Origin of the sequence: Providencia vermicola, from assembly GCF_010748935.1 — a bacterium.
Classification (GTDB): Bacteria; Pseudomonadota; Gammaproteobacteria; order Enterobacterales; family Enterobacteriaceae; genus Providencia; species Providencia zhejiangensis.
Genome location: NZ_CP048796.1, coordinates 3207069 through 3233745 on the forward strand (window position 1 = coordinate 3207069; position 26677 = coordinate 3233745).

Annotated in this window: 25 protein-coding genes and 1 other annotated feature; of the genes, 14 read left to right on the forward strand and 11 right to left on the reverse strand. The window is 41.7% G+C overall.

Annotation, left to right across the window (positions count from 1 at the left end):
* Positions 1-87: 87 nt before the first annotated feature.
* Positions 88-1293 (reverse strand): serine hydrolase, encoded by a 1206-nt coding sequence (locus tag G3341_RS14460; RefSeq protein ID WP_163862675.1) that lies wholly within the window; start codon positions 1291-1293, stop codon positions 88-90.
* A 159-nt stretch (positions 1294-1452) separates the two neighbouring features.
* On the opposite strand from G3341_RS14460, the gene G3341_RS14465 reads away from it, so the two are divergent.
* The gene (locus G3341_RS14465) at positions 1453-2076 is read left to right on the forward strand and encodes a glutathione S-transferase family protein (protein WP_154622055.1); all 624 of its coding nucleotides are present in this window, start codon (positions 1453-1455) and stop codon (positions 2074-2076) included.
* Here the strand turns inward: G3341_RS14465 and G3341_RS14470 are convergent, their stop codons facing one another.
* Positions 2077-2904 carry an SDR family oxidoreductase gene (locus G3341_RS14470; RefSeq protein WP_163862676.1) on the reverse strand — a complete coding sequence of 276 codons (828 nt, stop codon included), beginning with the start codon at positions 2902-2904 and terminating at the stop codon, positions 2077-2079.
* A gap of 245 nt (positions 2905-3149) precedes the next feature.
* Positions 3150-3278, forward strand: a sequence feature (His leader region).
* Positions 3279-3319: 41 nt separating this feature from the next.
* Between G3341_RS14470 and hisG the strand changes: the two genes are divergently transcribed.
* From hisG to G3341_RS14520, 10 genes are all read left to right on the forward strand, one after another.
* Positions 3320-4219, forward strand: a complete 900-nt coding sequence (gene hisG, locus G3341_RS14475; protein ID WP_163862678.1) for an ATP phosphoribosyltransferase — start codon at positions 3320-3322, stop codon at positions 4217-4219.
* A gap of 5 nt (positions 4220-4224) precedes the next feature.
* Complete coding sequence (hisD, locus tag G3341_RS14480) at positions 4225-5541, forward strand: histidinol dehydrogenase (protein WP_163862681.1); 1317 nt, start codon at positions 4225-4227, stop codon at positions 5539-5541.
* Positions 5542-5544: 3 nt separating this feature from the next.
* Complete coding sequence (gene hisC, locus G3341_RS14485; RefSeq protein WP_154624469.1) at positions 5545-6615, forward strand: histidinol-phosphate transaminase; 1071 nt, start codon at positions 5545-5547, stop codon at positions 6613-6615.
* 20 nt (positions 6616-6635) lie between these two features.
* Positions 6636-7703, forward strand: coding sequence for a bifunctional histidinol-phosphatase/imidazoleglycerol-phosphate dehydratase HisB (hisB, locus tag G3341_RS14490; RefSeq protein WP_154624470.1), 1068 nt, complete (start codon positions 6636-6638; stop codon positions 7701-7703).
* Positions 7703-8296, forward strand: coding sequence for an imidazole glycerol phosphate synthase subunit HisH (gene hisH, locus G3341_RS14495; RefSeq protein WP_154624471.1), 594 nt, complete (start codon positions 7703-7705; stop codon positions 8294-8296). The genes hisB and hisH overlap by 1 nt, the downstream gene beginning before the upstream one ends.
* A gap of 5 nt (positions 8297-8301) precedes the next feature.
* Positions 8302-9039 (forward strand): 1-(5-phosphoribosyl)-5-[(5-phosphoribosylamino)methylideneamino]imidazole-4-carboxamide isomerase, encoded by a 738-nt coding sequence (hisA, locus tag G3341_RS14500; protein WP_154624472.1) that lies wholly within the window; start codon positions 8302-8304, stop codon positions 9037-9039.
* Positions 9021-9797, forward strand: a complete 777-nt coding sequence (gene hisF / locus G3341_RS14505) for an imidazole glycerol phosphate synthase subunit HisF (RefSeq protein WP_154624473.1) — start codon at positions 9021-9023, stop codon at positions 9795-9797. Before hisA ends, hisF begins: the two co-directional genes overlap by 19 nt.
* The gene (hisIE, locus tag G3341_RS14510) at positions 9791-10402 is read left to right on the forward strand and encodes a bifunctional phosphoribosyl-AMP cyclohydrolase/phosphoribosyl-ATP diphosphatase HisIE (RefSeq protein WP_154624475.1); all 612 of its coding nucleotides are present in this window, start codon (positions 9791-9793) and stop codon (positions 10400-10402) included. The genes hisF and hisIE overlap by 7 nt, the downstream gene beginning before the upstream one ends.
* A gap of 383 nt (positions 10403-10785) precedes the next feature.
* Positions 10786-11211, forward strand: a complete 426-nt coding sequence (locus tag G3341_RS14515) for a YbaK/prolyl-tRNA synthetase associated domain-containing protein (protein WP_230085899.1) — start codon at positions 10786-10788, stop codon at positions 11209-11211.
* A 96-nt stretch (positions 11212-11307) separates the two neighbouring features.
* The gene (locus G3341_RS14520) at positions 11308-11550 is read left to right on the forward strand and encodes a DUF883 C-terminal domain-containing protein (protein ID WP_154624477.1); all 243 of its coding nucleotides are present in this window, start codon (positions 11308-11310) and stop codon (positions 11548-11550) included.
* A 57-nt stretch (positions 11551-11607) separates the two neighbouring features.
* On the opposite strand, the gene G3341_RS14525 is transcribed toward G3341_RS14520, so the two are convergent.
* From G3341_RS14525 to gndA, 3 genes are all read right to left on the reverse strand, one after another.
* The gene (locus G3341_RS14525) at positions 11608-12237 is read right to left on the reverse strand and encodes a CatB-related O-acetyltransferase (RefSeq protein ID WP_154624478.1); all 630 of its coding nucleotides are present in this window, start codon (positions 12235-12237) and stop codon (positions 11608-11610) included.
* Between the two features lie 135 nt (positions 12238-12372).
* Positions 12373-13548 (reverse strand): multidrug effflux MFS transporter, encoded by a 1176-nt coding sequence (locus G3341_RS14530; RefSeq protein WP_163862684.1) that lies wholly within the window; start codon positions 13546-13548, stop codon positions 12373-12375.
* Between the two features lie 241 nt (positions 13549-13789).
* Entirely contained in the window at positions 13790-15196 is a 1407-nt protein-coding gene (gene gndA, locus G3341_RS14535) for an NADP-dependent phosphogluconate dehydrogenase (protein WP_154624480.1), read from the reverse strand.
* Between the two features lie 244 nt (positions 15197-15440).
* On the opposite strand from gndA, the gene G3341_RS14540 reads away from it, so the two are divergent.
* Positions 15441-17015 (forward strand): TerC family protein, encoded by a 1575-nt coding sequence (locus G3341_RS14540; protein ID WP_154624482.1) that lies wholly within the window; start codon positions 15441-15443, stop codon positions 17013-17015.
* 172 nt (positions 17016-17187) lie between these two features.
* A complete protein-coding gene (locus G3341_RS14545) occupies positions 17188-17748 on the forward strand; it encodes a hypothetical protein (protein ID WP_154624484.1) in 561 nt (186 codons plus the stop codon).
* Positions 17749-17805: 57 nt separating this feature from the next.
* Here G3341_RS14545 and asmA read toward each other — a convergent pair whose 3' ends face one another.
* From asmA to apbC, 6 genes are all read right to left on the reverse strand, one after another.
* On the reverse strand, positions 17806-19653 hold the full coding sequence (gene asmA, locus G3341_RS14550) for an outer membrane assembly protein AsmA (protein WP_163862686.1): 1848 nt from the start codon (positions 19651-19653) through the stop codon (positions 17806-17808).
* A 115-nt stretch (positions 19654-19768) separates the two neighbouring features.
* Complete coding sequence (gene dcd / locus G3341_RS14555) at positions 19769-20350, reverse strand: dCTP deaminase (RefSeq protein WP_154624485.1); 582 nt, start codon at positions 20348-20350, stop codon at positions 19769-19771.
* A gap of 49 nt (positions 20351-20399) precedes the next feature.
* The gene (udk, locus tag G3341_RS14560) at positions 20400-21044 is read right to left on the reverse strand and encodes a uridine kinase (RefSeq protein WP_154624486.1); all 645 of its coding nucleotides are present in this window, start codon (positions 21042-21044) and stop codon (positions 20400-20402) included.
* Positions 21045-21261: 217 nt separating this feature from the next.
* Positions 21262-22218 carry a zinc metalloprotease HtpX gene (htpX, locus tag G3341_RS14565; RefSeq protein WP_163862687.1) on the reverse strand — a complete coding sequence of 319 codons (957 nt, stop codon included), beginning with the start codon at positions 22216-22218 and terminating at the stop codon, positions 21262-21264.
* 66 nt (positions 22219-22284) lie between these two features.
* Positions 22285-22845, reverse strand: coding sequence for a LemA family protein (locus G3341_RS14570; protein ID WP_154624489.1), 561 nt, complete (start codon positions 22843-22845; stop codon positions 22285-22287).
* 239 nt (positions 22846-23084) lie between these two features.
* Entirely contained in the window at positions 23085-24197 is a 1113-nt protein-coding gene (gene apbC, locus G3341_RS14575) for an iron-sulfur cluster carrier protein ApbC (protein ID WP_154624490.1), read from the reverse strand.
* A 360-nt stretch (positions 24198-24557) separates the two neighbouring features.
* On the opposite strand from apbC, the gene metG reads away from it, so the two are divergent.
* Entirely contained in the window at positions 24558-26585 is a 2028-nt protein-coding gene (gene metG, locus G3341_RS14580) for a methionine--tRNA ligase (protein WP_163862693.1), read from the forward strand.
* The last annotated feature ends 92 nt before the right edge of the window (positions 26586-26677 follow it).

Sequence of the window (26677 nt, forward strand, 5' to 3'; positions counted from 1 at the left end):
GGCTCATCTTCACATAGGCTTTATTGATATGCCTAACCGTAGTAGCTGCTAATATCTCCCTGGTTAAAATGTTTTTAACATAACAATTTAACCAAAAATAGCCGTCCACCAGCCACTAACCGTTTTAACGATATAATCCCAAATTCGGCCAAAGAACCCTCCTTCCTCAACAGCTTCTTTTACGACTAAAGGACGCTGCTCAATCACTTCATCATTCAAGATAAAGTTGACCGTGCCTACAGCCTGATTCTTAGCTAATGGCGCCTCAATTGAGGGATCAGACAGTGTATAACTCACTTTCAAATTCTGTAATTGCCCTTTTGGTATGGTAATAGCAGCATCTTTTTCTACGCCGAGTGCAACTTCTGATTTATCACCAAACCAAACTCGTTGAGTTTGTAATGTTTGATCAGCCTTTATTGGCGTGACGGTTTCAAAGAAACGGAATCCCCAAGTTAATAGTTTTTCACTTTCAGAAAAACGCACACGATCACTTGGCGCACCAAGCACAACGGAAATTAAACGCATTGGGCCATCTGTCGCTGATGCCACTAAATTATGCCCTGCCCCACTGGTATGCCCCGTTTTCACGCCATCCACGTTGAGGTTTTGGCTCCACAATAGACGGTTACGATTCGGTTGACGGATTTTATTAAACGTAAACTCTTTTTCTTTGTGTAATGCGTACTCTTCTGGTACATCGCGGATCATGGCTTGCGCTAGGATTGCCATATCATGAGCGGTACTGTATTGCCCTTCGGAGTCTAAGCCATGTACCGTTTTAAAATGGGTATTTTTTAAACCCAACTGCTGTACATATTGATTCATCAAACTCACAAACGAGTCTTGGCTACCTGCGACATAATCGGCTAATGCAATACTGGCATCATTACCCGATTGAATAACAACCCCTTTATTTAAATCCAATACTGACACTCGATCTTTTGGCTTCAAAAACATCAATGATGAACCTTTCAACACTGGGTTCCCCGTTGCCCAAGCATCGACGCCAACCGTTACCATATCTTGTGGGGTAATTTTGCCCGCTTTAATGGCTTGACCTACCACATAGCTCGTCATCATTTTTGTTAGACTTGCCGGATCTAACCGTTCATCTGGGTTGCCCGAGGCCAATATTTTACCGCTATCGTAGTCCATCAAAACGAAAGCTTTGGCATCAACCTGTGGAGCAACCGGTGTCTCTGCTGCATAAGAAAAACTGCTTACAGCAACTAAAAGGCCTAATCCAGTTCCTAGATATTGTGCCTTTAAGGTTAAAAATTTTCTGTTCATCGGTTACTCCTTTGCAAATACTAAAACGGTTAATTCATTATTAATGTAGGACTTTTTACGCTATTAAGCTACACACAACAAATAAAGATTGTTCCCATAATGCAATTTCATCTATCTTAGAGACGATAAACAACGAAATATCAAATCATGGGGTAAACTATGCTAACTGTATGGGGTCGTAAAAACTCATCAAACGTCAAAAAAGTGCTTTGGTGCCTTGAAGAACTGAATGTTGCTTATAATCAAAAAGATGTTGGAGGTCCTTTTGGCGGACTTGATACACCTGAATATCAGAAAATGAACCCAAACGGCACTATCCCAACTTTACAGGATGATGACTTCACCCTGTGGGAATCAAATACCATTTTACGATACCTTACGGAAAAATTTGATCACTCTCACTTATTAGTCTCACAAAACCTCCAAGAGAAAGCTGCGGCAGACAAATGGTTGGACTGGGGATGTGGGACTTTATTCGACAGTATTAAACAAATGATGAATAAAATTGTGCGTGTTCCCGTCGCTGAGCGCGATCCTGAAGTCGCGCGTGCAATTTATCATCATCTTGAAAAATTGTTTAAAATTGCCGATGAGGCACTGGCAAATCAGCCTTATTTTAATGGCCAAAAATTTGGTATTGCCGATATCGCCATTGCCCCATTATTTTATCCATGGCATGAAATTGCCACCGAACGCCCTGAATTCCCTAATTTAGAGCGTTGGTATCAGCAATTAAAAACGCGCCCCGCTTTCCAAAAAATTGTGTTGATCCCACTGAAATAATTAAATTGTCATTGGCATATTCATCGGGTTTGGGTATTGATACTCAAACCCGAGTTCTTGGCAAATACGGTTACCGTTCACAATCTTTCCAGTTGTTACTTCCGTTTCGAGCATAAACTCAGGCAATTCTAAATTTAGAGATTGGGAGGCTTGACGATAAAAATCAGCGCGTTGTGGATGCTCTGGTGCACACAAGTTATAAATATGCCCACCCTGAGGTTGTTTCAACAATAATTTGATTGCCTCAATCACATCATCTTGATGAACAATATTCACCGGCTGTTGCGCCCCTTTGAGTGATTTTTTGCCTGCAAGGAAACGTCCAGCATGGCGATTCTCACCAACTAAGCCTGCGAGCCGTAAAATATCCACCGAAATATTTGGTAGCGCATGCAGCCAATTTTCAACATCAATCAAAGCTTGTGCTGATGCCGTGGTTGCCTGACGTTCGCTCTCTTCATTAACTTCACCGCTAAGATCACCATAAACCGACGTTGAAGAAGTGAAAATCACGCGGGGGATCCGAAAAGTTATCGCCGTATCGACAAGTAATTCAATTGTTTCAACATAAGCAGATACATTAATTTTTGAAGGTGGTAGTAAAATAATGAGTGCCCCTGCCTCTTCCATTAATTGAGCGAAATCAGTGGGATCACAGTCTAATTCCGGCGTTAATTGTAAATAATAACAATCAATCCCTATAGCACGAGCCGCCGCAATACCATCCGGCGTTGTTTTGGTACCAGAAACATCCATACCAGCAGCTAACAAGGCTCTCGCAAGCGGTAATCCCAACCAACCTAATCCAACAATCGCAACCTTTTTCATCTATCACCTCTGATTACCGATAACGACTTAATTTCATCTAGGTTAACTGAAAACCTTTTAACTTCCGAATATATTATTTATGCGATTATTCACTATGAAACCTCACTATCTAATTATTATTGGTTATTTTGCAAAAAACAGTTGCATTGTAGGGAGGAAATCGGATAGGTTGATAGGTAATGAATGTTTAAGCAACTAACACCATTACTAACGGAAGCTATTATGACTCGTATTTCTCGCAACCATCATCATCACCATCATCCTGATTAGTCTTTCGGGCGATGTGTGCTGGAAGACGATCAACGACTCTTCCGGTGGCTGAAATGCGAATTAGAGAAAACCCTCGGAAGATAATCTTCCGAGGGTTTTTTTATTATTAATCAAAAATATATTACAAAATAAGCAGGGTAAAATTATGTTGGACAAATCACGATTAAGAATTGCCATTCAAAAGTCAGGACGCTTAAGTGAAGACTCACAAGAACTACTTGCACGCTGTGGAATTAAAATCAATTTACAGCAACAGCGACTGATTGCTTATGCAGAAAATATGCCTATTGATTTACTGCGTGTACGTGATGACGATATCCCAGGACTGGTCATGGACGGCGTTGTAGACCTTGGAATTATCGGTGAAAACGTTCTTGAAGAAGAATTATTAAGCCGCCGCGCTCAAGGCGATAACCCCGCATACAAAACACTACGTCGTCTTGATTTTGGTGCTTGCCGTTTGTCATTAGCCGCACCTCTTGACTTTAACTACACAGGTGCAGAGTGCTTAAATGGCGCTCGTATTGCGACCTCTTACCCGAACTTATTAAAACGTTATTTCGATGAAAAAGGCATTCAATTTAAATCTTGCTTATTAAACGGCTCTGTCGAAGTCGCGCCTCGGGCAGGTCTTGCCGATGCCATTTGTGACCTAGTTTCTACTGGCGCAACACTCGAAGCGAATGGCCTCAAAGAAGTTGAAGTGATTTATCGTTCAAAAGCCTGCTTAATCCAACGTGACGGCGAAATTTCTTCAGATAAACAACAGCTTATTGACCGCATGATGACTCGTATTCAGGGCGTTATTCAAGCTCGTGAATCCAAATACATCATGTTGCACGCTCCAAGTGAACGTTTGGAAGATATTATTGCATTGCTGCCAGGCGCAGAACGCCCAACTCTGCTCCCATTAGCAGGCGATCAAAATCGCGTAGCTATGCACATGGTCAGTAGCGAAACCTTGTTCTGGGAAACCATGGAAAAACTTAAAGCATTAGGTGCCAGCTCTATTTTAGTTCTGCCTATTGAAAAAATGATGGAGTAAGTGCAATGGAAATGGGATTTAACCAACCGACTCGCTGGTCAGAATGTAATGCAAATGAGCAAACAGCACTGCTGACACGCCCAGCCATTGCGGCATCAGACAGTATTCGTCGCGCGGTCACACAGATCATTGAGCAAGTACAAGCTCGTGGCGACAATGCACTCATTGAATTTAGCCAACGTTTTGATAAAACGGCCATTTCTAGCATTCGAGTCACGCCAGATAGCATTGAGCAAGCTGAATCACGCCTCAATGACGACATCAAAGTCGCGATGAAAAATGCTATTGGTAATATCCGTCGTTTTCATGAAGCACAAAAACCTGAAGTTATTCGCGTTGAGACTCAGTCAGGCGTGGTTTGTCAACAAATCACCCGCCCAATTGATTCGGTTGGCTTATATATTCCCGGCGGCTCAGCGCCATTGCTCTCAACGGTAATGATGCTAGGCACTCCTGCACAAATTGCAGGTTGTCGACAAATTATCCTTTGCTCTCCCCCACCGATTGCGGATGAAATTCTCTATGCTGCAAAACTGTGTGGTATTAGCGATATCTTTCAGGTGGGCGGTGCGCAAGCCATTGCTGCAATGGCATTTGGTACAGAGAGTATCCCTGCGGTCGATAAGATTTTTGGCCCAGGCAATGCTTATGTAACAGAAGCGAAACGCCAAGTGAGCCAAAGCCACGAAGGAGCAGCCATTGATATGCCAGCAGGCCCATCAGAAGTGCTTGTTATTGCAGATAGCCAAGCAAACCCTGCATTTACAGCTTCAGATCTGTTATCGCAAGCTGAGCATGGACCTGATTCACAAGTTATTCTACTAACGGATAGCCAAGAATTTGCTATGCAGGTTATTGATGAAACAGAAAAACAACTGGCTGAATTATCACGTGCTGACATCGCGAGAGCCGCACTGAGTGCTAGTCGTGTAATTATCGCCGATTCAATTGCACAATGTGTCGAAATTAGCAATCGCTACGGGCCTGAACACCTGATTTTGCAAACTCGTAATGCCGATGCACTCGTTGACAGCATAACCAGTGCAGGCTCTGTGTTCGTCGGAGATTGGTCACCTGAATCAGCGGGCGATTATGCATCAGGAACTAATCATGTGCTGCCAACTTATGGCTATACATCGACATATTCCAGCTTGGGTCTTGCTGATTTTATGAAACGGATGACAGTACAAAAGCTTTCACCTCAAGGGTTACTTGGGTTAGCGACAACGATTGAAACACTCGCGCAAGCAGAGAGCCTAACCGCCCACAAAAATGCCGTAACATTACGTGTTACTGAACTCAAAAAACAAAGTCAGGAGTAAGTGATGAGCGAAAACTTTAAAGCCGCTAGCCTTGCGCGTGAAAATGTGAAAGTGATGACCCCTTATATGTCTGCTCGTCGCTTAGGTGGTAACGGCGATGTTTGGTTAAATGCCAATGAATACCCTATTGCACCAGAATTCCAATTTAACGAACGTAATCTAAACCGTTACCCAGAATGCCAGCCCGCCAGTGTCATTCTCAACTATGCCGCTTATGCAAATGTTGCTCCTGAGCAAGTATTAGTTTGCCGAGGTGCCGATGAATCTATCGAACTGCTGATCCGTGCATTTTGTGAACCGGGCAAAGACGCTGTGATGTTTTGTCCTCCAACCTATGGTATGTATAGTGTCAGCGCTGAAACTTTTGGCGTAGAACAGAAAAAAATTCCCGCTTTACCAGACTGGTCATTAAATATTGATGCCATTCGTGAAAATTTGCCAAACACCAAATTGATCTATATTTGTAGCCCAAATAATCCAACTGGCAACATCATCGATAATAAGGCACTGCGTGAAGTGCTCGACATGGCGGCGGGTCAAGCGCTTGTGGTTGTTGATGAAGCCTATATTGAATTTTGCCCACAATACAGTGTGGCAGGCTGGCTCGCTAACTATCCAAACCTTGTGGTATTAAGAACATTATCAAAAGCCTTTGCGCTGGCTGGCCTACGTTGTGGTTTCACATTAGCCTCCGCCGATGTAATCGAAATACTCTTAAAAGTGATCGCTCCTTATCCTCTTTCGACACCCGTTGCGATGATAGCCGCAGAAGCATTGAGCGTGGAAGGAATAGCGACAATGAAACACCGTGTCGCAACAATCACGAATGATCGTATTGCCTTGTCTGAAGCGCTAGCGGAACTCTCTATCGTAGAAAAAGTGTATCCCAGTGAGACCAACTATATTTTGGTGCGTTTTACGGATGGAAATAAAGTATTTAAAGCGCTGTGGGAACAAGGCATTATTTTGCGTGACCAAAGTAAACAGCCAGGACTTTCTAACTGCCTACGCATCACTGTGGGTACTGAAACCGAAAACGTGCGTGTTATTGAAGCTATTGAAGCCCTTTGCTAAACCTGAAATAGGAAATATTCATGAGCCAAAAAATTCTTTTTATTGACCGTGATGGTACATTAATCACTGAACCACCTACTGATTTTCAGGTCGATAGCCTAAGCAAATTAGCTTTTGAAAAAGCAGTGATTCCAAGCCTGCTGGCCTTACAAAAAGCCAACTACCGCTTAGTCATGGTCACCAATCAAGATGGTTTAGGTACCGACAGCTTCCCAACCGCTGATTTCGAACCACCACACAACTTAATGATGCAGGTTTTTGAGTCACAAGGGATTAATTTTGACGATGTATTAATTTGTCCTCACAAACCAGCGGATGGCTGTAACTGCCGTAAACCAAAACTAGGCTTAGTGGAAAACTACCTAGTTGAAGGTAAATTAGATAAAGCGAACAGTTATGTGATTGGTGATCGTGAAACTGACCTACAATTGGCCGAAAATATGGGGATCCAAGGCCTACGCTATAGCCCTGATTCACTTGATTGGGTGGCTATCACCGATAAATTAACTCAGCGTGATCGCCATGCAATCGTTGAGCGTGTCACAAAAGAAACCAATATTCGCGTCGAACTCTGGCTTGATCGTGAGGGTGGAAGCGAAATCAATACGGGTGTCGGCTTCTTTGACCACATGCTTGACCAGATCGCCACTCACGGTGGTTTCCGTTTGAATATCCAAGTTAAAGGTGACCTGTTTATTGATGACCACCACACCGTAGAAGATACGGGTTTGGCACTCGGTGAAGCATTACGCGTTGCTCTCGGCGATAAACGTGGTATCGCACGCTTTGGCTTTGTACTCCCAATGGATGAGTGCCAAGCGCGTTGTGCATTAGACATTTCAGGCCGACCACACCTTGAATATAAAGCAGAATTTAAATACCAACGTGTTGGTGACCTCAGCACTGAAATGATCGAACACTTTTTCAGCTCCCTATCCTATGCGATGGGATGTACCTTACACCTGAAAACGAAAGGGAAAAACGATCACCACAAAGCTGAAAGCCTATTTAAGGTATTTGGTCGTACCTTACGTCAAGCTATCCGCGTTGAAGGAGATACGTTACCTAGCTCGAAAGGGGTTCTCTAATGAACGTTGTTATCCTTGATACAGGCTGTGCAAATTTGTCTTCTGTGGCCTATGCCGTCAAACGTTTAGGCTATACCCCACAGATCAGTCGTGATACCAACACCATTTTACAAGCAGATAAAGTTTTCCTACCGGGTGTCGGAACTGCAAGCGCAGCGATGGAACAACTCCAGCAACGTGAACTGATCCCCTTAATTAAAGCACTGACTCAGCCTGTTTTAGGTATTTGTTTAGGTATGCAATTAATGGGGAGTGTTAGTGAAGAAGGAAAATCGTTGATCCCACTGCTTGGCTTGATAGATAGCCCAGTCCAAAAAATGAATGCGGATGGTTTACCTGTTCCTCATAGTGGCTGGAATCAAGTCAAACCTTTAGCAGGCCACCCTTTATTTAAAGGGATCCGCGACGATGCTTACTTCTATTTTGTGCATAGCTACTCCATGCCTATTTCAGGCAATACCATTGCACAAACCCAATACGGTAATCCATTTAGCAGTGCTGTCAATCAGGATAATTTTTATGGTGTTCAGTTTCACCCTGAGCGCTCGGGAGCAGCTGGCTCTCGCCTGATCCAAAACTTTTTGGAGATGTAATTGAGATGATCATTCCTGCTTTAGATCTTATTGATGGTAATGTTGTTCGTTTACATCAAGGCGATTATGCCAAGCAAACCGCTTACGGCAGTGATCCCCTGCCACGCTTACAACAATACCAACAAGAAGGCGCAAAATTATTACACTTAGTTGATTTAACTGGAGCAAAAGATCCACAAAAACGCCAAATTCCCCTCCTTAAAAAACTGTTAGCTGGAGTGTCTGTACCCGTTCAAGTCGGTGGCGGGATCCGCACAGAAGAGGATGTAAAAGCACTTTTAGATGCAGGGGCTACACGGGTGGTTATTGGTTCAACCGCGGTGAAACAGCCTGAATTAGTTAAAACCTGGTTCGAACGTTATGGTGGAGAAGCCATCGTACTCGCCCTTGATGTGCGAATTAACCAACAAGGTATAAAAGAGATTGCCATCAGTGGTTGGCAAGAAAACTCTAATCTTTCATTAGAACAAGCCATTGAAATGTATCAACCTTATGGGTTAAAGCACGTTTTATGCACGGATATTTCTAAAGATGGCACATTGGCAGGTTCAAATGTCAATTTATACCAAGAAATTAGCCAAAAATATCCAGCTATTGCATTTCAAGCATCTGGTGGTATTGGCTCTTTGGCGGATATCGCTGCTATTCCAGGGTCAGGCGCCGCGGGGGTGATTGTTGGTCGTGCCCTACTCGAAGGCAAATTCACAGTCGCGGAGGCAATCGCATGTTGGCAAAACGCATAATTCCTTGTTTGGATGTTCGGGATGGACAAGTAGTAAAAGGGGTTCAATTTCGTCATCATGAGATTATTGGTGATATCGTTCCACTGGCACAGCGCTATGCCCAAGAAGGTGCTGATGAACTGGTATTTTACGATATTACAGCATCATCTGATGGAAGAGTGGTCGATAAGAGTTGGGTATCAAAAGTTGCAGAAGTCATTGATATTCCATTTTGCGTTGCGGGTGGTATCAAAAGTGTTGAAGACGCGGCGCAAATTTTATCATTTGGCGCTGATAAAATATCCATTAACTCACCAGCGCTATCGGATCCAACACTAATTAGCCGCCTTGCTGATCGTTTTGGCGTACAATGCATTGTCGTCGGTATCGATACCTGGTTTGACCATGAAACGGGTGACTACCTCGTTTATCAATTTACAGGGGATGAAAAACGGACCACCCAAACACGCTGGAAAACCCTCGATTGGGTCACTGAAGTTCAACAACGAGGTGCCGGTGAAATTGTCTTAAATATGATGAACCAAGACGGTGTACGCCAAGGCTATGATTTAATCCAACTGAAAAAAGTCCGTGATGTCTGCCAAGTGCCATTAATCGCCTCTGGTGGTGCTGGTGAAATGGTACATTTCTTAGATGCTTTTACTGAAGCAAAGGTTGATGGTGCCCTCGCCGCATCCGTCTTCCACAAGCAAATCATCAATATTGGTGAATTAAAGCAATACCTTGCAGAAAATGGAGTTCAAATAAGAGTATGTTAACCACAGAACAATGTCGCCAACTTGCTTGGCAAAAAGTGGATGGATTAATGCCCGTGGTTGTGCAACACGCAACTTCTGGTGATGTATTAATGTTAGGTTATATGAACCCAGAAGCGTTGCAAGCCACATTAGATAGCCGTAAGGTAACCTTTTATTCACGAACCAAACAGCGCTTATGGACTAAAGGCGAAACATCGGGCAACTATCTTAATTTAGTCGATATCTATCCTGATTGTGATAGTGATACGCTACTCGCCCTAGTGCAACCGGTTGGACCAACTTGCCACAATGGTACGGAGAGCTGTTTTGCTCCCGCTCAAAGTGATTGGGGATTCTTATTTGAGCTGGAAACCTTATTAAAATCACGTAAGTGTGCTGATCCGGAAAGCTCATATACGGCGCGTCTATATGCAAGTGGTACTAAACGTATCGCTCAAAAAGTTGGCGAAGAAGGCGTTGAAACGGCACTTGCAGCCACAGTCAATGATCGTGCTGAGCTAACGAATGAAGCCGCCGATCTAATGTACCACCTGCTGGTACTCTTACAGGACCAAGATCTTGATTTAAGCACCATTATCAAACGTCTGAAAGAACGCCATCAATAATAATGCGGTAGCCTGCTTAAGGTGGGCTACCCAATATAACAAAATGCGCTGATACTTGATCGTCGACCAAATCCTCTCTATTCTCTTACCTATAAGTGGCGACTTAGATAACTGAGTCAACCAATTCACGTAAAAGCCTATTTTAATCAACATGCGATTTAGACAATGAGTTCGCTATTAACTTAAAAACTCTCTTATTGCGTTGCCTAGCTCCCATTATTTCTTCCAATTTTCATATCATATCCATGGTATTTAGCTTGTTATCTAATTTTGCTACTATCTCAACTGTTTATTTTTATAAAAAAGGAACCGTCGTGTCAGAAAGCCCTATTTTTATTCAATTAACCCAATTACTTGATAAACAGAATGCGCGATACCGCGTGATGGAACATCCAACGGCAGGTAAATCAGAAGAAGTGGCAAAAATACGTGGCACACAATTAGGTCAAGGTGCTAAAGGCTTAGTTTGCCACGTTAAAGGAAATGGTATTCGTCAACATGTCCTTGCTATCCTTCCTGCTGATAAACAAGCGGATTTAACGAAGATCGCTCATGCCATCGGAGGCACTCGCGCCTCATTAGCAAGCCCAAAAGAAGTGGATGAATTAACTCAATGTGTTTTTGGTGCAATCCCGCCCTTTAGTTTTCATCCATCTCTAAAACTCATTGCTGATCCTTATTTATTTGTTCGTTTTGAAGAGCTGGCTTTTAATGCAGGAACACTTGAGCGCTCAGTTATTTTGAATACAGAAGATTACCGTCGTATTGCTAATCCAACTTTAGTCGATTTTATTCGAGATGATGAATAAAAGTAAAAGTACCTATTTTTAAGTAAAATCAAGTATCATATTTTTTAAGACTGCTACACTTAATAGTGACTGTTATTCACTCTTAAGGAGAATATAATGAGTTTATTCGACAAAGCAGAAAGCAAAGCTAGAGAAGCAACAGGTACAGCAGAACAAGCCTACGGTGAAGCAACGGGTTCTGCTGAGCATCAAATAAAAGGTACTGTCAGAAAATGTGCAGCTCAAGGCTGTGACACGCTCAATTCTGCTGTGGATACAGTAAAAAGTAATCCTCTTGCCGCAGCAACTGTCGCTGCTGGTATCGGATTTATATTCGGTTATTTAGCCGGCAAAAAATAATTCTGATAAATAAAATGCAAAAAGGGAATGATAATAAACTCATTCCCTATGTATTATTTATTTTAAATATTTAGCCAAGGCTATTTTCAAAGCTGTTATATCTGAATTACACAAATAAGGCTTTAAGGCATTAAATTGTGCTTCTGGCCAATCGTAGATCTTTAATGCCAGAAGTTCTGCAATGATATCAGGCGCAAAACGATAGCTAATCCGTTTAGCCGGATTGCCACCCACAATACTGTATGGTTCGACATCCTTCACCACAACACTATTTGCTGCGATAACTGCGCCTTCACCAATGTTTATGCCTGGCATAATCAATGCCCGCATTCCAATCCAAGCTCCGTCACCAATAACCGTATCGCCTTTACCAACATAGGCTTCATTAACATATTCAATAAATGGATATAAACAAAACCAATCTGTTCTGTGAGTATGGTTTCCCCCCATCAATATGACGGCTTCTCCCCCAATACACACATAATCGCCAATATAAAGTTGATCGACATCCCAAGGTAATTGCCAATCACGGCTGACTTCATCCCCTTGTAAATAGCGGACTACTGATTGTTCAAACCCATTATCCCAGCAGTCACTATAATAACTATGACGTCCTTTGATATGGATATTCGGATTCTGTACAACTTCGTGTAAAAGTTGATATTTTGACCAATGTTTTTGATTCATGGTAACAATCCTAATTATAAAATTATTATTACCATAGAACGCTGTCTATGGTGATGTATTCGCGCTCAAAAATACATCACCTTTAGCAACCCTTGGCTGCTTTAATAACGGATTTATCATCTATCTTTTCTCTACTTAATGCGCTAATTTTAAGCTGGTATTTCGTGCAACCAACGCAATCACTCCGCCTACTAACATTAACATAGCTAATGCCCAATTTGCAGGTAAGGGAGAGCTAATCGCCAATAAACTCAGGGCTGCACCTACTGCCATTTGAATAAAACCCACTAAAGCCGAAGCCGTTCCTGCCTCTTTTTCAAAAGGTTCTAAAGCATAACTCGTTGCGGTTCCCATCATAAAGGCAAGGCCTGTACAGGCACACGCTACAGGTAACATATAAGCTAACCAGTGGTTTTGTAACTCTGTTGGTAAGACAAGTAAACCGAATAACAAGCCTAAACACCCCGCTATCATAAATAGGCTGCCGGCTTTTAAACAGTTAGGGCGACCAATTTTGGGGATATAATAGTTAGCAATGTAACTCGCAAACATAATCCAAAAACCATTAGCACCAAACGCCAATGAAAACTCTAGTGGCGTGAGTCCTGCATCCCCCATTAAGACAATCGGTGCGAATGAAACATACGTCAGGACCATGCCCATACTACCTGCATTCACCAATGCAAAAATAATAAAGTGCTTGTTACGCAAGATATGCAGGTAGTGATTGAGTTGCAACTTCTTCACATTTTGCAAACTTGCCGGGCGAGTTTCGGGCAAAAATGCGATGACTAAAATTAAAATGAGTACCGCATAGAGAGCCAAAAACCAAAAAGGGGCTCGCCATCCCCAATATTCAGCGAGAAAGCCCCCCAAAAGCGGTGCTAATGCTGGTACGATATTGAGCGTTCCATTTAAAAAACCAAATGCACGCGCAGCTTCCGTGCCGTTCATCCGATCACGAACACCACTAAAAGCCACAACACCAGTGCAACAAACAGCGACCCCCTGTAATACCCTAGCGGCAATAAAAATTTCCGGGGTTGTTGATAACGCTGCGACAGTTGAACCGACAATGTAAATTAGGATGCCCACAATCGCGATGGGCTTACGTCCATATCGGTCGATCAAGGGGCCAGAAATTAACTGCCCTATACCAAAAATTAGTATAAATAATGCAATAGTAGACTGGATCAGCGACTCGGGCGCCCCTAACGCAATCGCAATTGTAGGAATTGTTGGCAGATATAAATCAATTGCCAATGGACTCAGCAGCACAAGTAACAGCAGCAAGACAAGGAACTTTCGCATAAATAGAATTCTTACTTATAATCATAAAATGATCAGCTAGGCTTACAGTAATACCTGAGGCCTAAGAATAAAAACAAGCTTTCGATTCTATCAGTATCATCAATCAAAACCATACTCGATCCAATAATAAAGATAAAAACGACCAATAAGTATTGATAGTACATCCCTATTTTTATACTTAAAAATAAAAAAGGTGCTGGAAAACCAGCACCTTAATAATTTAATACGTTATTTTAACGTATTATTCCATCCATTCGGTATGGAACACACCTTCTTTATCAGTACGCTTATAAGTGTGAGCACCAAAGTAATCACGTTGCGCTTGAATTAGGTTTGCAGGCAATACCGCTGAACGGTAGCTATCGTAATAAGAAATTGCCGCAGAGAAGGTCGGTGTTGGGATGCCGTTTTGTACGCCATAGCACACCACATCACGTAGTGCTTGCTGATATTCATCAGCGATTTGCTTAAAGTATGGCGCTAACAGCAAGTTAGCGATCTGTGCATTATCATTGTATGCATCAGTGATTTTTTGCAAGAATTGTGCACGAATGATACAACCCGCGCGGAAAATTTTAGCAATTTCACCGTAGTTCAGATCCCAATTGTATTCATCTGAAGCGGCTTTCAGTTGTTGGAAGCCTTGGGCATAAGAAACAATTTTACCTAAGTAGAGTGCACGACGAACTTTCTCAATAAATTGTTTTTTATCGCCTTCAACAGGCTTCAATACTGGGCCTGTTAGTACTTTAGATGCGGCAACACGTTGGTCTTTCAGGAAAGAGATATAACGTGCAAATACAGATTCAGTGATCAACGTTACTGGGATACCTAAATCCAATGAACTTTGGCTTGTCCATTTACCTGTACCTTTATTCGCTGCTTCATCTAAAATCACATCAACCAAATATTTTCCATCTTCATCTTTTTTCTTGAAGATATCCGCAGTGATTTCGATCAGATAGCTACTAAGTTCGCCTTGGTTCCAATCAGCAAAAATTTCCGCCAACTCTTCATTGCTCAGGTTTAAAGAACCTTTTAGCAATGAATATGCTTCAGCGATCAACTGCATGTCACCGTATTCGATACCATTGTGAACCATTTTCACATAGTGACCAGCACCATCTGGACCGATATAAGTTACGCAAGGCTCGCCTTCGGCTTTAGCGGCAATTTCTTTCAAAATTGGTGCAACCAGCTCATAAGCTTCTTTTTGACCACCAGGCATGATAGATGGGCCTTTTAGAGCGCCTTCTTCACCACCAGAAACCCCTGTACCGATAAAGTTAAAGCCTTGCTCAGACAGTTCACGGTTACGACGGATAGTATCTTTATACAGAGTGTTGCCGCCATCAATCAGGATATCACCTTTGTCTAGATGCGGAGTCAATGCAGCAATCGTTTTATCCGTTGCTTCACCCGCTTTCACCATCAACAGGATACGGCGTGGTTTTTCCAGAGAGTCGACAAACTCTTCAATCGTGTAGCTGGGAACTAATTTTTTCCCTGGATTTTCGGCAATAACTTCATCCGTTTTATCTTTTGAACGGTTGAAAATAGAGACGGAATAACCACGGCTTTCAATATTCAGGGCAAGATTGCGCCCCATGACAGCCATACCGACAACACCAATCTGTTGCTTTGACATGAAAAACTCCTGTCTGATTAGGACCTAAGCCAGCCATTTTTATGCTGGCAATTCTGTTAACAGGATCACATGTTAACTCAGGTTTGTTCTGCTGGGTAGTTATTGATGCAATCGATGACGCAAACGGAATATTATTTGTAGATTATCGTCTCATACGCGACAATTTTTATTGAAATTTAGGGAAACAAACCGCATTATTCACGAGTCGGCATATGCCGTCATATCAGAAGGTAAAACAAACTGTATGGAATGGATCGCAGATCCTTCGATTTGGGCGGGGCTTGCCACCTTAATCGTTCTAGAAATCGTTCTTGGTATTGATAACCTCGTCTTTATTGCCATTTTGGCAGACAAACTGCCGCAAAAATTGCGTGATAGGGCTCGTGTGACGGGTCTCATGCTCGCTCTCGTGATGCGAGTTATTCTGCTATTTAGCTTGTCTTGGCTAATCACTCTCACCAAGCCTTTAATAACATTATTCGATCATCCATTTAGCGCCCGAGATCTCATCATGTTGGTGGGTGGGTTATTCTTGCTATTTAAAGCCACAATGGAGTTAAACGAACGATTAGAGGGGGGGGATGAGCACACCACTAATCAACGAAAAACATCGAATTTCTGGGCTGTTGTTGCACAAATTATCGTCCTAGATGCGGTATTCTCTCTTGACTCAGTCATTACCGCCGTTGGGATGGTTGACCATATTGGGGTTATGGTTGCAGCAGTGACTATTGCCATGATCCTTATGATATGGGCAAGTAAGCCGCTAACATCGTTCGTCAACAATCACCCAACTATTGTGATCTTATGTCTCAGCTTCTTGCTGATGATCGGCTTTAGTTTAGTTGCTGAAGGCTTTGGTTACGCAATACCAAAAGGTTATCTGTATGCTGCGATTGGCTTCTCTATTATGATTGAAGTCTTAAACCAGTTTGCACAATTTAACCGTCGCAAATTCCTCAAAGGTAGTCGTCCACTTCGTGAACGTACGGCTGAAGCCGTTTTACGTATTCTAAGTGGTAACCACGAACGTGCGGAGCTAGATGCGCACACTTCAGACTTAATCGCGGACAACCAAGCGGTTTTTGACCCTCAAGAGCGCCAGATGATCGCCCGTGTTTTAGGTATGGCTCAACGTAATGTCGAAAGTATTATGACATCACGTCATGATGTGGAATATCTCGATGTCAATAAGTCTGCCAATGAGCTGCTGCAATTGCTGGAAAAAAATCCGCATTCACGTTTTGTTGTCATCGATGAAACCGTGAGTGATGAGCCTGTTGGTGTTGTTCACATGCTCGATTTAGTCAAACAGCAGTTAAGTGGTCAGCCGCTGAACTTACGAGCTTTGATTACTCAACCTCTTATCTTCCCTGAGGGTCTCTCGCTATTAAAAGCATTAGAGCAGTTTCGTAAAGCACAGACTCACTTTGCTTTTGTCGTCGACGAGTTTGGCTCTGTCGAGGGTGTTGTCACCTTAACGGATGTGATGGAAACGATCGCCGGTAACTTACCAGATGGTGAAGAAGAAAATGACTCACGTCATGATATTCAAAAGCTAGAAAATGGGAGTTGGATTGCTAACGGCTTTATGCCATTAGAAGATTTGATCCTATTTGTTCCTATGGAACTGGATGAAAAGCGCGAATATGAAACCATTGCAGGCTTATTGATGGAACACCTACAACGAGTACCTGAAGAAGGTGAACAAATTGAAGTCAATGGCTGCATTTTCCAGCCGCTTGAAATCAAAAACCACCGTATTAGTAAAGTGCTCATTGTTCCGCCGAAAGTACCGGAAGAAGACGAAGAAGAATAATTTTTGTTTATTCATACAATACCGGCCAAATTGGCCGGTATTTTTTTATAGTGCGGATAAGTATTCCCATAACAAGTCACTTGAAGCGCCAAAATAACAGCGTTTTTTAAAAGCATTAATCATTTGATTGTTCAATAATTCGGATAACTTAATAAGGTTATTCGAGGTTAACATGGTCCAGTCAATCACTCATAAAGCATTAAATTACACACAACAGTTACAACAGCCACAAACAACAGCTCACAACTCAGGTATTACTGGAAATATCAAACGTACAGCCAATAATGTTCAATCAAATCCAGTTCTAAATCAGCAAAACACGTCTAAAGTTGATAGTGGAATCTTTAAGCTTAAAGAATTAAAAGGAATAGAAAAAGAGGTTAACTCTATTCAGCAAAAAATGAAGACATTATTAGAAAATATAGGTCATGAACGAGGAGCGATGGAGAGAGAAAATAATAAAAAAGAGTTAACAATATTTTCAAACACGCTTCATTCTCTGAAGGCTAAAACAGCAAACTATCAAGAAAGGCTCAATGGCGTAAACTATAAGCAAAACTCTAAAAAACGGGAAACGCTTGCAAAATTTGAAAGTAAATTAAATGCAGCGAGCTTAGATAAAAATAAGATTGAATCAAAAGAAGGTTATAAAAATACGAAAGCGACTCAAGAAGCCAATAAAAAATTTGATAACACAACGCCAAAATACGTCACCCCTCGTAGTTTACTCTAATCATTTTATCCCAATAAATGGCATCATGACCTATGATGCCATTTATCAATAGAAAAGCTATAGTGCATTCAGCAAATCACTCAATCCTTTTTGTTCCTCTTTCTTCAAAAAGTTCCCTAATGCCTCTTTGGCTTGTGTCTTTAATTCATTACGTAGCAATCTTTCAACATTAAGTTGATATTGTAAGTTGCTCCAACCGCCATAAATACGTAGCGGTATTGTCATTGATTGCAGTTGTTGAATAAAGCGAGAGTCTCCGCCCCAACCTTGCGTAATTTGCACACCGAGGTTCACATCCAATGTTTCTGCTGGCACATTTGCCCATCCTTGCCCCGTAATTGAAATTAAAGGAGAAGTTGCATTCATGGATGCAATGTTAATCGTGCCTTTATTTAAGCGACCATTAACGGTGAACTGCTCTACTTCAGTATAATTACCTGTATTAACAGGTGCATTGATTTTATTGGTCACCCGTGAAATAGATTGTTGGATTAATAATGGAATATTTAATCCTGCTAAGCGTGCATTTTGTAAACTGAAATTCACCGGGCCTTGCCATAAATTTTTCACCGCATAATCATCATAACCTGGGCCCGATAAATCGGCATTGATTGTCACAATACCACTCAGTTTTTCTGGCATATTAAACGCTTTCAACAATGGCGTTAAATTAATATTTTGAATATTAGGTTTCGCTGTAACTTGCGCTGGAATATTTGAGTAATTAATAGTCACAGGAAGCGAAAACTGGCCATTAAAGGCCTGACCTTCTAATTGGGAAATGGTTAATTGCGGCGCTTGGTTTTGTGCTGCAAATTTTACCGCATTCACAGCCATTCCACGATAAACTAAATTCTCAATATTTAAATTAATATTTCCAGTAAATGATTTTAGGTTAGATAAATCATATTTCTGTGTTTCTTTTCCAGAAATCACCGGTTTAACGCCAACGCGAGTAGAAAGGTTCGTTTCATTAGACGAATTAGCCGCTGTACTTGAATTTGGTGCGCCAATTAATTTATCAAGATTTAACGTTTGAGAAGATAACTGAACATTAATATCTGGAATAACCCCTAATTTTGCTTCAACGTGACCCGTTAAATCACTGTCATTGGCTTTAATCGCGATGTTATGTAAACTCGCTGTTGCAATATTATCTTTAATATAAGCAAAATCACTGGTCAGTTGTCCGGTGATCCCACCTTCAGGTAAATCAACCCCCGTGAAAGTATAATCAAACTGAGTTAATTGACCATTAATTTGATGTGATAGTTGGGAAAGATCAAGTTCTGCCCGCGCATCAAAACGTAGCTCTTGTTGATTCTTATTTAAGTTGCCGCTGAATTTAGCGCTGATTTTGCGCTTATCACTTTTCTTTAAAGAAAGATCAATATTGCGTAGATTGTACTCATCATTTTGTGTTTTCCAGATCACCAAGCTGTTTGATATTTCAACTTTTTCGATATCTAATAACCATTGATTTTTTTCTGGAGAATTTGGTGTTCTTTGGTTACCGGCAGGCGCAATAGGTGAGTTCGCATTCATTTGGGGTTCGCTTTCAGGCGTGTGGCGAATCACTGCACCATCGACAACAATTTGTTCGACGGATAAATGATGAGAAAGTAGCGGCCATAATTCCACATCTAAGCGCATATTCTCCGCACTTAAAACAGGTTGGCTGGCATTGGGAGCGGTAATCGAAACAGGGCCGGTAATAATACTCAGTGTTGGCCAAACATGCCAACGCATATCCCCTTTAAAGTCAATTTGATACCCGCTTTTTTTCTCAACTTTTTCCACAAGATATTGCCTAAAGTCGTTTGGGTTAACCAACATCACTAATGCGGTTAGACCAACCACAATCACGACTAGCAAAATGACCAGTGTCGTCAGAAATCGTTTCATTCTTCCCTCACTAAAATTATGTCTGCTACGCCACACAAAAGGCTCACACTACACCTATCCCTGCGCTATGCGGAATTACCCCATATAAGCAATAATTCCGTCATACATATTACTATCAGTCCTCACTGATACGACTACCAACCGCCCCTTGCTGATTTTTATATTTCGCATCTTGTCGGCTATTATAGGGGCGATCTGCGCTGCCTGATAATGGCTCAAAACTTAACGCACCAATCACCATTCCAGGGCGCAAAGCAAGTGGTAGTTTGCCTGAATTATAAAACTCTAGCACGATTTGCCCACACCAACCGGGATCGATTCGATGTGCTGTCACATGCACCATTAAACCTAATCGCGCCAATGAAGAACGGCCATCTAACCATCCTACGAGGTTATCAGGCAGGGTAACAGACTCAAGAGTGACTGCAAGTGCTAATTCTCCTGGGTGAAGGAAAAATGGCTCATTATCATTGAGAATAATTTCATCGCTCATCACACGGTCAAGCGCTGCATTTACTTCATCTTTCGGGCCACTTAGGTCAATAAAAGCGGCGGTATGTCCTCGAAAAACTCGAAATTGATTTCCTAGGCGCACATCTGCTGTTGCTCCATTGATCCGTTCAATAGGTGGACGAGGGCTAATAACTAACTTTCCTTCATCCATCCATTGAATAATATCGCGGTCACAAAGACGCATGATTATATCCCCCTTCATTATTTTTTATCGCCATGTCGCCTAGCCAAGTTTAGTCTTGGCAAAATTCGCCGATTTTTGCTTTTAAGATATCAATTGCCACACGGTTTTTACCGCCACGAGGCACAATAATATCGGCATACTGCTTCGACGGCTCAATAAACTGTAAGAACATAGGACGCACGGTTTTATTATATTGTTCAATAACCGAATCTAATGTTCTCCCTCTCTCATTTACATCACGTTTTATCCGTCTCATCAAGCAAATATCAAGCGGGGTATCAACAAAGATCGAAAAATCCATCTCTTCACGTAAACGTTTATCCGTAAGCAGTAAAATCCCCTCGATAATAATGACTTTTTTAGGTTTGAAGTGAATGCTGGTTTCTTTACGTGTATGAGCGACATAGTCATATTGAGGAATTTCTACAGATTTACCGCTTTTTAATGCTTTAAGATGTTGATAAAGCAGGCTATGGTCCATGGAGTTTGGGTGGTCGTAATTGACTTTTAACCGCTCTTCCATTGGTATATCTGTTTGATCTTTATAGTAACAGTCTTCTGGTATAACACCGATATTATGATCACCGACCTTTTCCCTTAATTCTCTATATAAGGTACTTGCGATAAGGCTTTTTCCGGATGCAGAAGCTCCTGATATACCTACAATGGTACATTGATGCGCTATGTCAGTCATAAAATGATAACCTGGTTAAATAAATCTGAAATGAAATGCCTAACTTTATCTTCACAAAGTTATGGTTGCCGGAATTATAGGAGTTAATGGCGTGAGGTTCCAGCTTCGCAACACAAACAGACTCAAAAAATACCAAATATTAATGGGAAACATCATAAAAAGTGTATGTCAATATGTGACTAAAATAGTGTGCCCCAAATTGTTATCACTCAACCCGCTAAAATTTTTTACGGCCTTCTAAAGCTGCAATGCGATTTTCTATCGATGGATGCGTCGACAATATCGAATCACCTTTATTAAAGATATAGGCTGCACTACGGTATGCATCACCAATACCCGACTTATCATATTGCTGTTTTTCATGCTGACCCGAAATTTTTTTCAGTGCGCTGATCATAGCTTGATTATCGGTGGTTAAATCAACAGCCGCTGCATCGGCCATATATTCACGCGTTCGCGAAAGATAAAAATAGAGAATTTGGGTGATCCACGGTAAAACAAAGTTAAGAGCTAATAGAATTAGCTGTGCTTTATTAGATGCACTATTTCGGCTACGCCCTGCCGTCCGAATAAATAGTTGGCTAAATATATTCGTAATAGTCAGGATCACATTCGCTAAAATACCAACATACAATGTCAATTTAGAATCACCATGAATAATATGCCCAACTTCATGAGCCATCACCGCTTGAACTTCGTGACGATTGAGTGTTTGCAATAAACCTCGAGTGACACCGACTAAAGCGTTTTTAGCGCCCCAACCGGCAGCAAATGCGTTAGGCTCATCACTGTCTAAAATATACAGGCGAGGCACATAGCGTAAAGTAGCACTTAAACTGAGCTCTTCTAAAATATTATACAGTTGTCTTTCTTCAGGAGTGCTGGCATTTTGCGCTGTAATTTCTTTTGCGTTCAGACCTGCTAACATCATTTTATGGCCACGAAAATGAATATATACCAATCCTAAAACGGTAAGCCCTAAAATAATTAATGTTGCTACTGGTAGTTTTTCAAAAGTCACAAATATGAGCATATTTTCAAAAAATCCAATACGCTCGTCTGAGTGCGTCGCTGTATCTGCTAATAAACCGACGATCAGCATAATAAATATATAACTAATGACCACCAATCGCGTACGAAAATTATTTTTACGTATGATGTTTCTAAAATCCATGAACAAGTACTCTGTATAATTTGTTAGGGGCATCCCCCTAACAAATATCATTAACGATTGTCGTTTTTAATCAAAATTAATACGGCGAGCTTCCTCACTCTTAATCGTTTCTTCATCAAGACGCCAGTAGTCTTTATCGATTTTCAAACTCGGAATAATGCCGACGATAAGCGCTGCTGGCATTGAAGCAATATACGCTTTGTAGCTTTCCAATGCGCGATTATAACCGCGTTTCGCAAACGAAAGTTTATTCTCTGATGAAACGATTTCCTCTTGTAAATTGGCCATAATCGCGTCTGATTTCAGCTCTGGATAGGCTTCTACAGCAACATTAATCGCACCACTGGTCACCATTTTTGATAAAGCATCTTCCGCTTCTCGCGCCTGTGCACCTGTTGCGGTTTGAGCTTTTGTTCTCAGCTCAGTAATTTTACTGAAAACCTCTGACTCATGACTTAAATATTTTTTGACCGTTGCCAGCAAACTATCAAATACTTTTCCACGGCGATCTAATTGCACTGAGATTTCAGTTTCGCTCGATATAACAGCTTCACGCATGGCGACAATACGGTTATAAAAGTAAATAACAATCAATACTAAAACGACAATCAAAATTAAAAATTTCATAATCACCTTTTAGGCATCCGCCATAGGAAAAAAATGCAATATTAATGCCCTAACTTAACAGGTATTCATTAAACATTATATATTCAGCATTCTACGCTATCCTCATGAAATAGAGAAATAACCAAATAATAAATCAGAAAAATCGAAATGAGTTAAATCAGGAAGAAGCGGTGTTAGTAAGCTGAAAAATAAGGATCTATCCCATTAAATTGAAATAGATCCTTACAATAAGCAGAGTATTAAACTGCGCGGAATGAGATCTCAGTTGGGATTTTATCCCCTTCCCAGTACATTAGTGACGAAATATTTGACGCAATTTCTCGATAAATATCCGCAAATTCACCTTCAGGGTCACGCATCACCGTTGGTTGACCACGATCTAAGTCTTCACGCAGTGAGATATGCAATGGAATTTGCCCTAACAGTTTAGTGTTATATTTCTCAGCAAGTTTCTCTGCACCACCGGTACCAAAAATCGGCTCGACATGCCCACAATTGCTACAGATATGTGCGCTCATGTTTTCCACAATGCCAAGGACAGGGACATTCACTTTCTTAAACATCACAATCCCTTTCATCGCATCCACCAGCGCGATATCTTGTGGCGTTGTCACAACCACAGCACCTGTAACCGGAATATTTTGTGACAGCGTCAACTGAATATCCCCCGTACCCGGTGGCATATCGATAACTAAATAATCTAAATCTGGCCATAAGGTATCTTGCAACATTTGCATCAACGCTTTACTTGCCATTGGGCCACGCCAGACCATTGCGTTGTCATCAGTAACCAAATAACCGATTGAGTTTGTCGCGAGGCCATATGCCATAATCGGTGCCATGTGCTGGCCATCTGGTGATGTTGGACGTTCCATGGTAGTTCCCAGCATGTTAGGGATCGATGGACCATAAATATCCGCATCAAGAATACCGACTTTTGCCCCTTCTTGAGCTAGTGCTAACGCAAGGTTGACAGAGGTACTGGATTTACCGACCCCACCTTTACCAGAACTCACAGCCAAAATATTACGCACACCATTAATGCCAGCTAAATCATTTGCACGTTTTAGTGTCGTTATGTCGTGACGTAGTTTCCATTCAACTGCGTGAGCGCCAGTAACTTGTTTCAGTTCTGCCGTTTTTTCGCTGATCAGTGCCTGAAAAGGCCCTTTCCAAACGAATGGCATCACGAGTTCGACATGCAACACATTATCCAACATTGCGCAATGATGTAATGCTTTGATAGAAATCAGATTGCGCTTCAGTGTTGGGTGTGTAAATGAAGCCAAAACAGTGGAGACTTTTTCAGTCAGCAGTTCTGGGTTGTTCTGCTCGGGGGATTTATCGTTCATCCCGGCTCCTTTATTTTATATTTTTAACACTATGATATACCCCAAATAATTCGAGGTGCAGCTCACAACAGGCTAATAAAAGCTAGCCATATGGAAGGTGTTAAGACTAGTGTGAATATGCTAATCCCCATTCCACAACGTAACGCTACAACTTGAAGTATCACGAGTATACTTTGACTACTGTTCATCATAACAGAGAACCACAAAAATAGTGATCGCCTTCCTAACTAAAAGCCACTGAACAGCAAAAAAACCCTTTTTCGTCTGATTTGACAATTAATATCCTATTACCCTAGCAGCGAAAGTTGTGATCGGGTAACATCAAAGTCCCTTTTTAATTACGGAAGTAAGATCATTACTATGTCTCAAGTCGCGAATAAACTATTGGTAACCTGTGCGTTACCCTATGCTAACGGTTCAATCCATCTCGGTCATATTCTGGAGCACATTCAGGCTGATATTTGGGTCCGTTATCAGCGAATGCGCGGCAAAGAGGTTCACTTTATTTGTGCAGATGATGCACACGGCACACCAATCATGCTTAAAGCTCAGCAATTAGGTGTTTCTCCGGAAGATATGATTGCCGCAGTGAACCAAGAGCATCAGGAAGATTTTGCTGGTTTTTCGATCAGTTACGATAACTATCACTCCACACACAGTGAAGAAAATAAACAGTTATCAGAGCTGATCTACAGTAAATTGAAAAATAACGGTTTTATTAAAAATCGTACTATTTCACAGCTTTACGATCCTGAAAAAGGCATGTTCTTGCCTGATCGTTTTGTCAAAGGCACCTGCCCAACCTGTAAAGCAGAAGATCAATATGGCGATAACTGCGAAGTCTGTGGTGCGACTTATAGTCCGACAGAACTGATTAATCCGCGTTCCGTTGTCTCTGGTGCAACACCTGAAATGCGTGATACCGAGCACTTCTTCTTTGATTTGCCTGCCTTTAGCGACATGCTGCAAGCGTGGACACGCTCAGGCGCGCTGCAAGAGCAAGTTGCGAATAAAATGCAAGAGTGGTTTGAGTCAGGACTGCAACAGTGGGATATCACCCGGGATGCGCCATATTTTGGTTTTGAAATCCCAGATGCGCCGGGCAAATATTTTTATGTTTGGCTAGACGCCCCTATCGGTTATATGGGGTCGTTTAAAAACCTATGTGATAAACGGGCTGATATCAATTTTGATGAGTTTTGGAATAAAGACTCAAAAACCGATCTGTATCACTTTATCGGCAAAGATATCGTTTATTTCCATAGCCTATTCTGGCCGGCAATGCTTGAAGGCAGCGAATATCGTAAGCCAACTAACCTGTTTGTTCATGGTTACGTGACGGTCAATGGGGCAAAAATGTCTAAATCACGCGGCACCTTTATTACCGCGCGTTCTTACCTTGATCATTTGGATGCCGATTGCCTACGTTACTATTACGCGGCCAAGCTTTCATCACGTATCGATGATATCGACTTGAATTTAGAAGACTTTGTTCAACGCGTAAACAGTGACATCGTCAATAAAGTCGTTAACCTTGCCTCACGTAATGCCGGTTTTATTGCTAAGCGCTTTGGCGGGAAGCTGTCAGCTAAATTGGCTGACCCTGAACTATATCAGCAATTTGTTGATGCAGCCCAAACTATTGGCGAGGCTTATACAAGCCGTGAATACGGTAAAGCCGTGCGTGAAATTATGGCACTCGCAGATATTGCAAACCGCTATGTTGATGATAAAGCCCCTTGGGTTGTTGCAAAACAAGAAGGTAAAGACCAAGAGCTACAAGATATCTGTTCAATGGGTATCAATCTGTTCCGTGTGTTAATGACTTATTTGAAACCCATTCTACCAGGACTGGCAAAACGCGCAGAAGCGTTCCTCAATGTTGATCTGGCATGGGATTCCATTGCAAAGCCATTGACTGACCATGAAGTTGCACCCTTTAAAGCGCTGTTTACCCGCATTGAAATGGCGAAGGTTGATGCTATGGTTGAAGCTTCTAAAGAAAGTATTAAACCCGCTAAAGTCCTGACGGGTCCACTTGCCGATGATCCAATTCAAGAAACCATCTCCTTTGATGATTTTGCTAAAATTGATCTACGCATTGCGTTGATCAAGCAAGCTGACTTTGTTGAAGGTTCTGATAAGCTATTGAAACTACAATTAGATATTGGTGGCGAGACGCGTCAAGTGTTCTCTGGTATTCGCAGTGCCTACCCTGACCCGAAAGCATTAGAAGGTAAACTGACGGTCATGGTGGCAAACTTAGCACCTCGAAAAATGCGCTTTGGTATGTCTGAAGGTATGGTGATGGCTGCGGGTCCTGGTGGGAAGGATATTTACCTACTTAGCCCTGATAGCGGTGCTCAACCAGGAATGCAAGTAAAATAAAATAACGCAACCTACTCTGGAAAGAGTTAATTATTAAGCGAAAAGCGGAGAATGATGAATTCTCCGCTTTTTTTATCACCTTTTAACTGTGA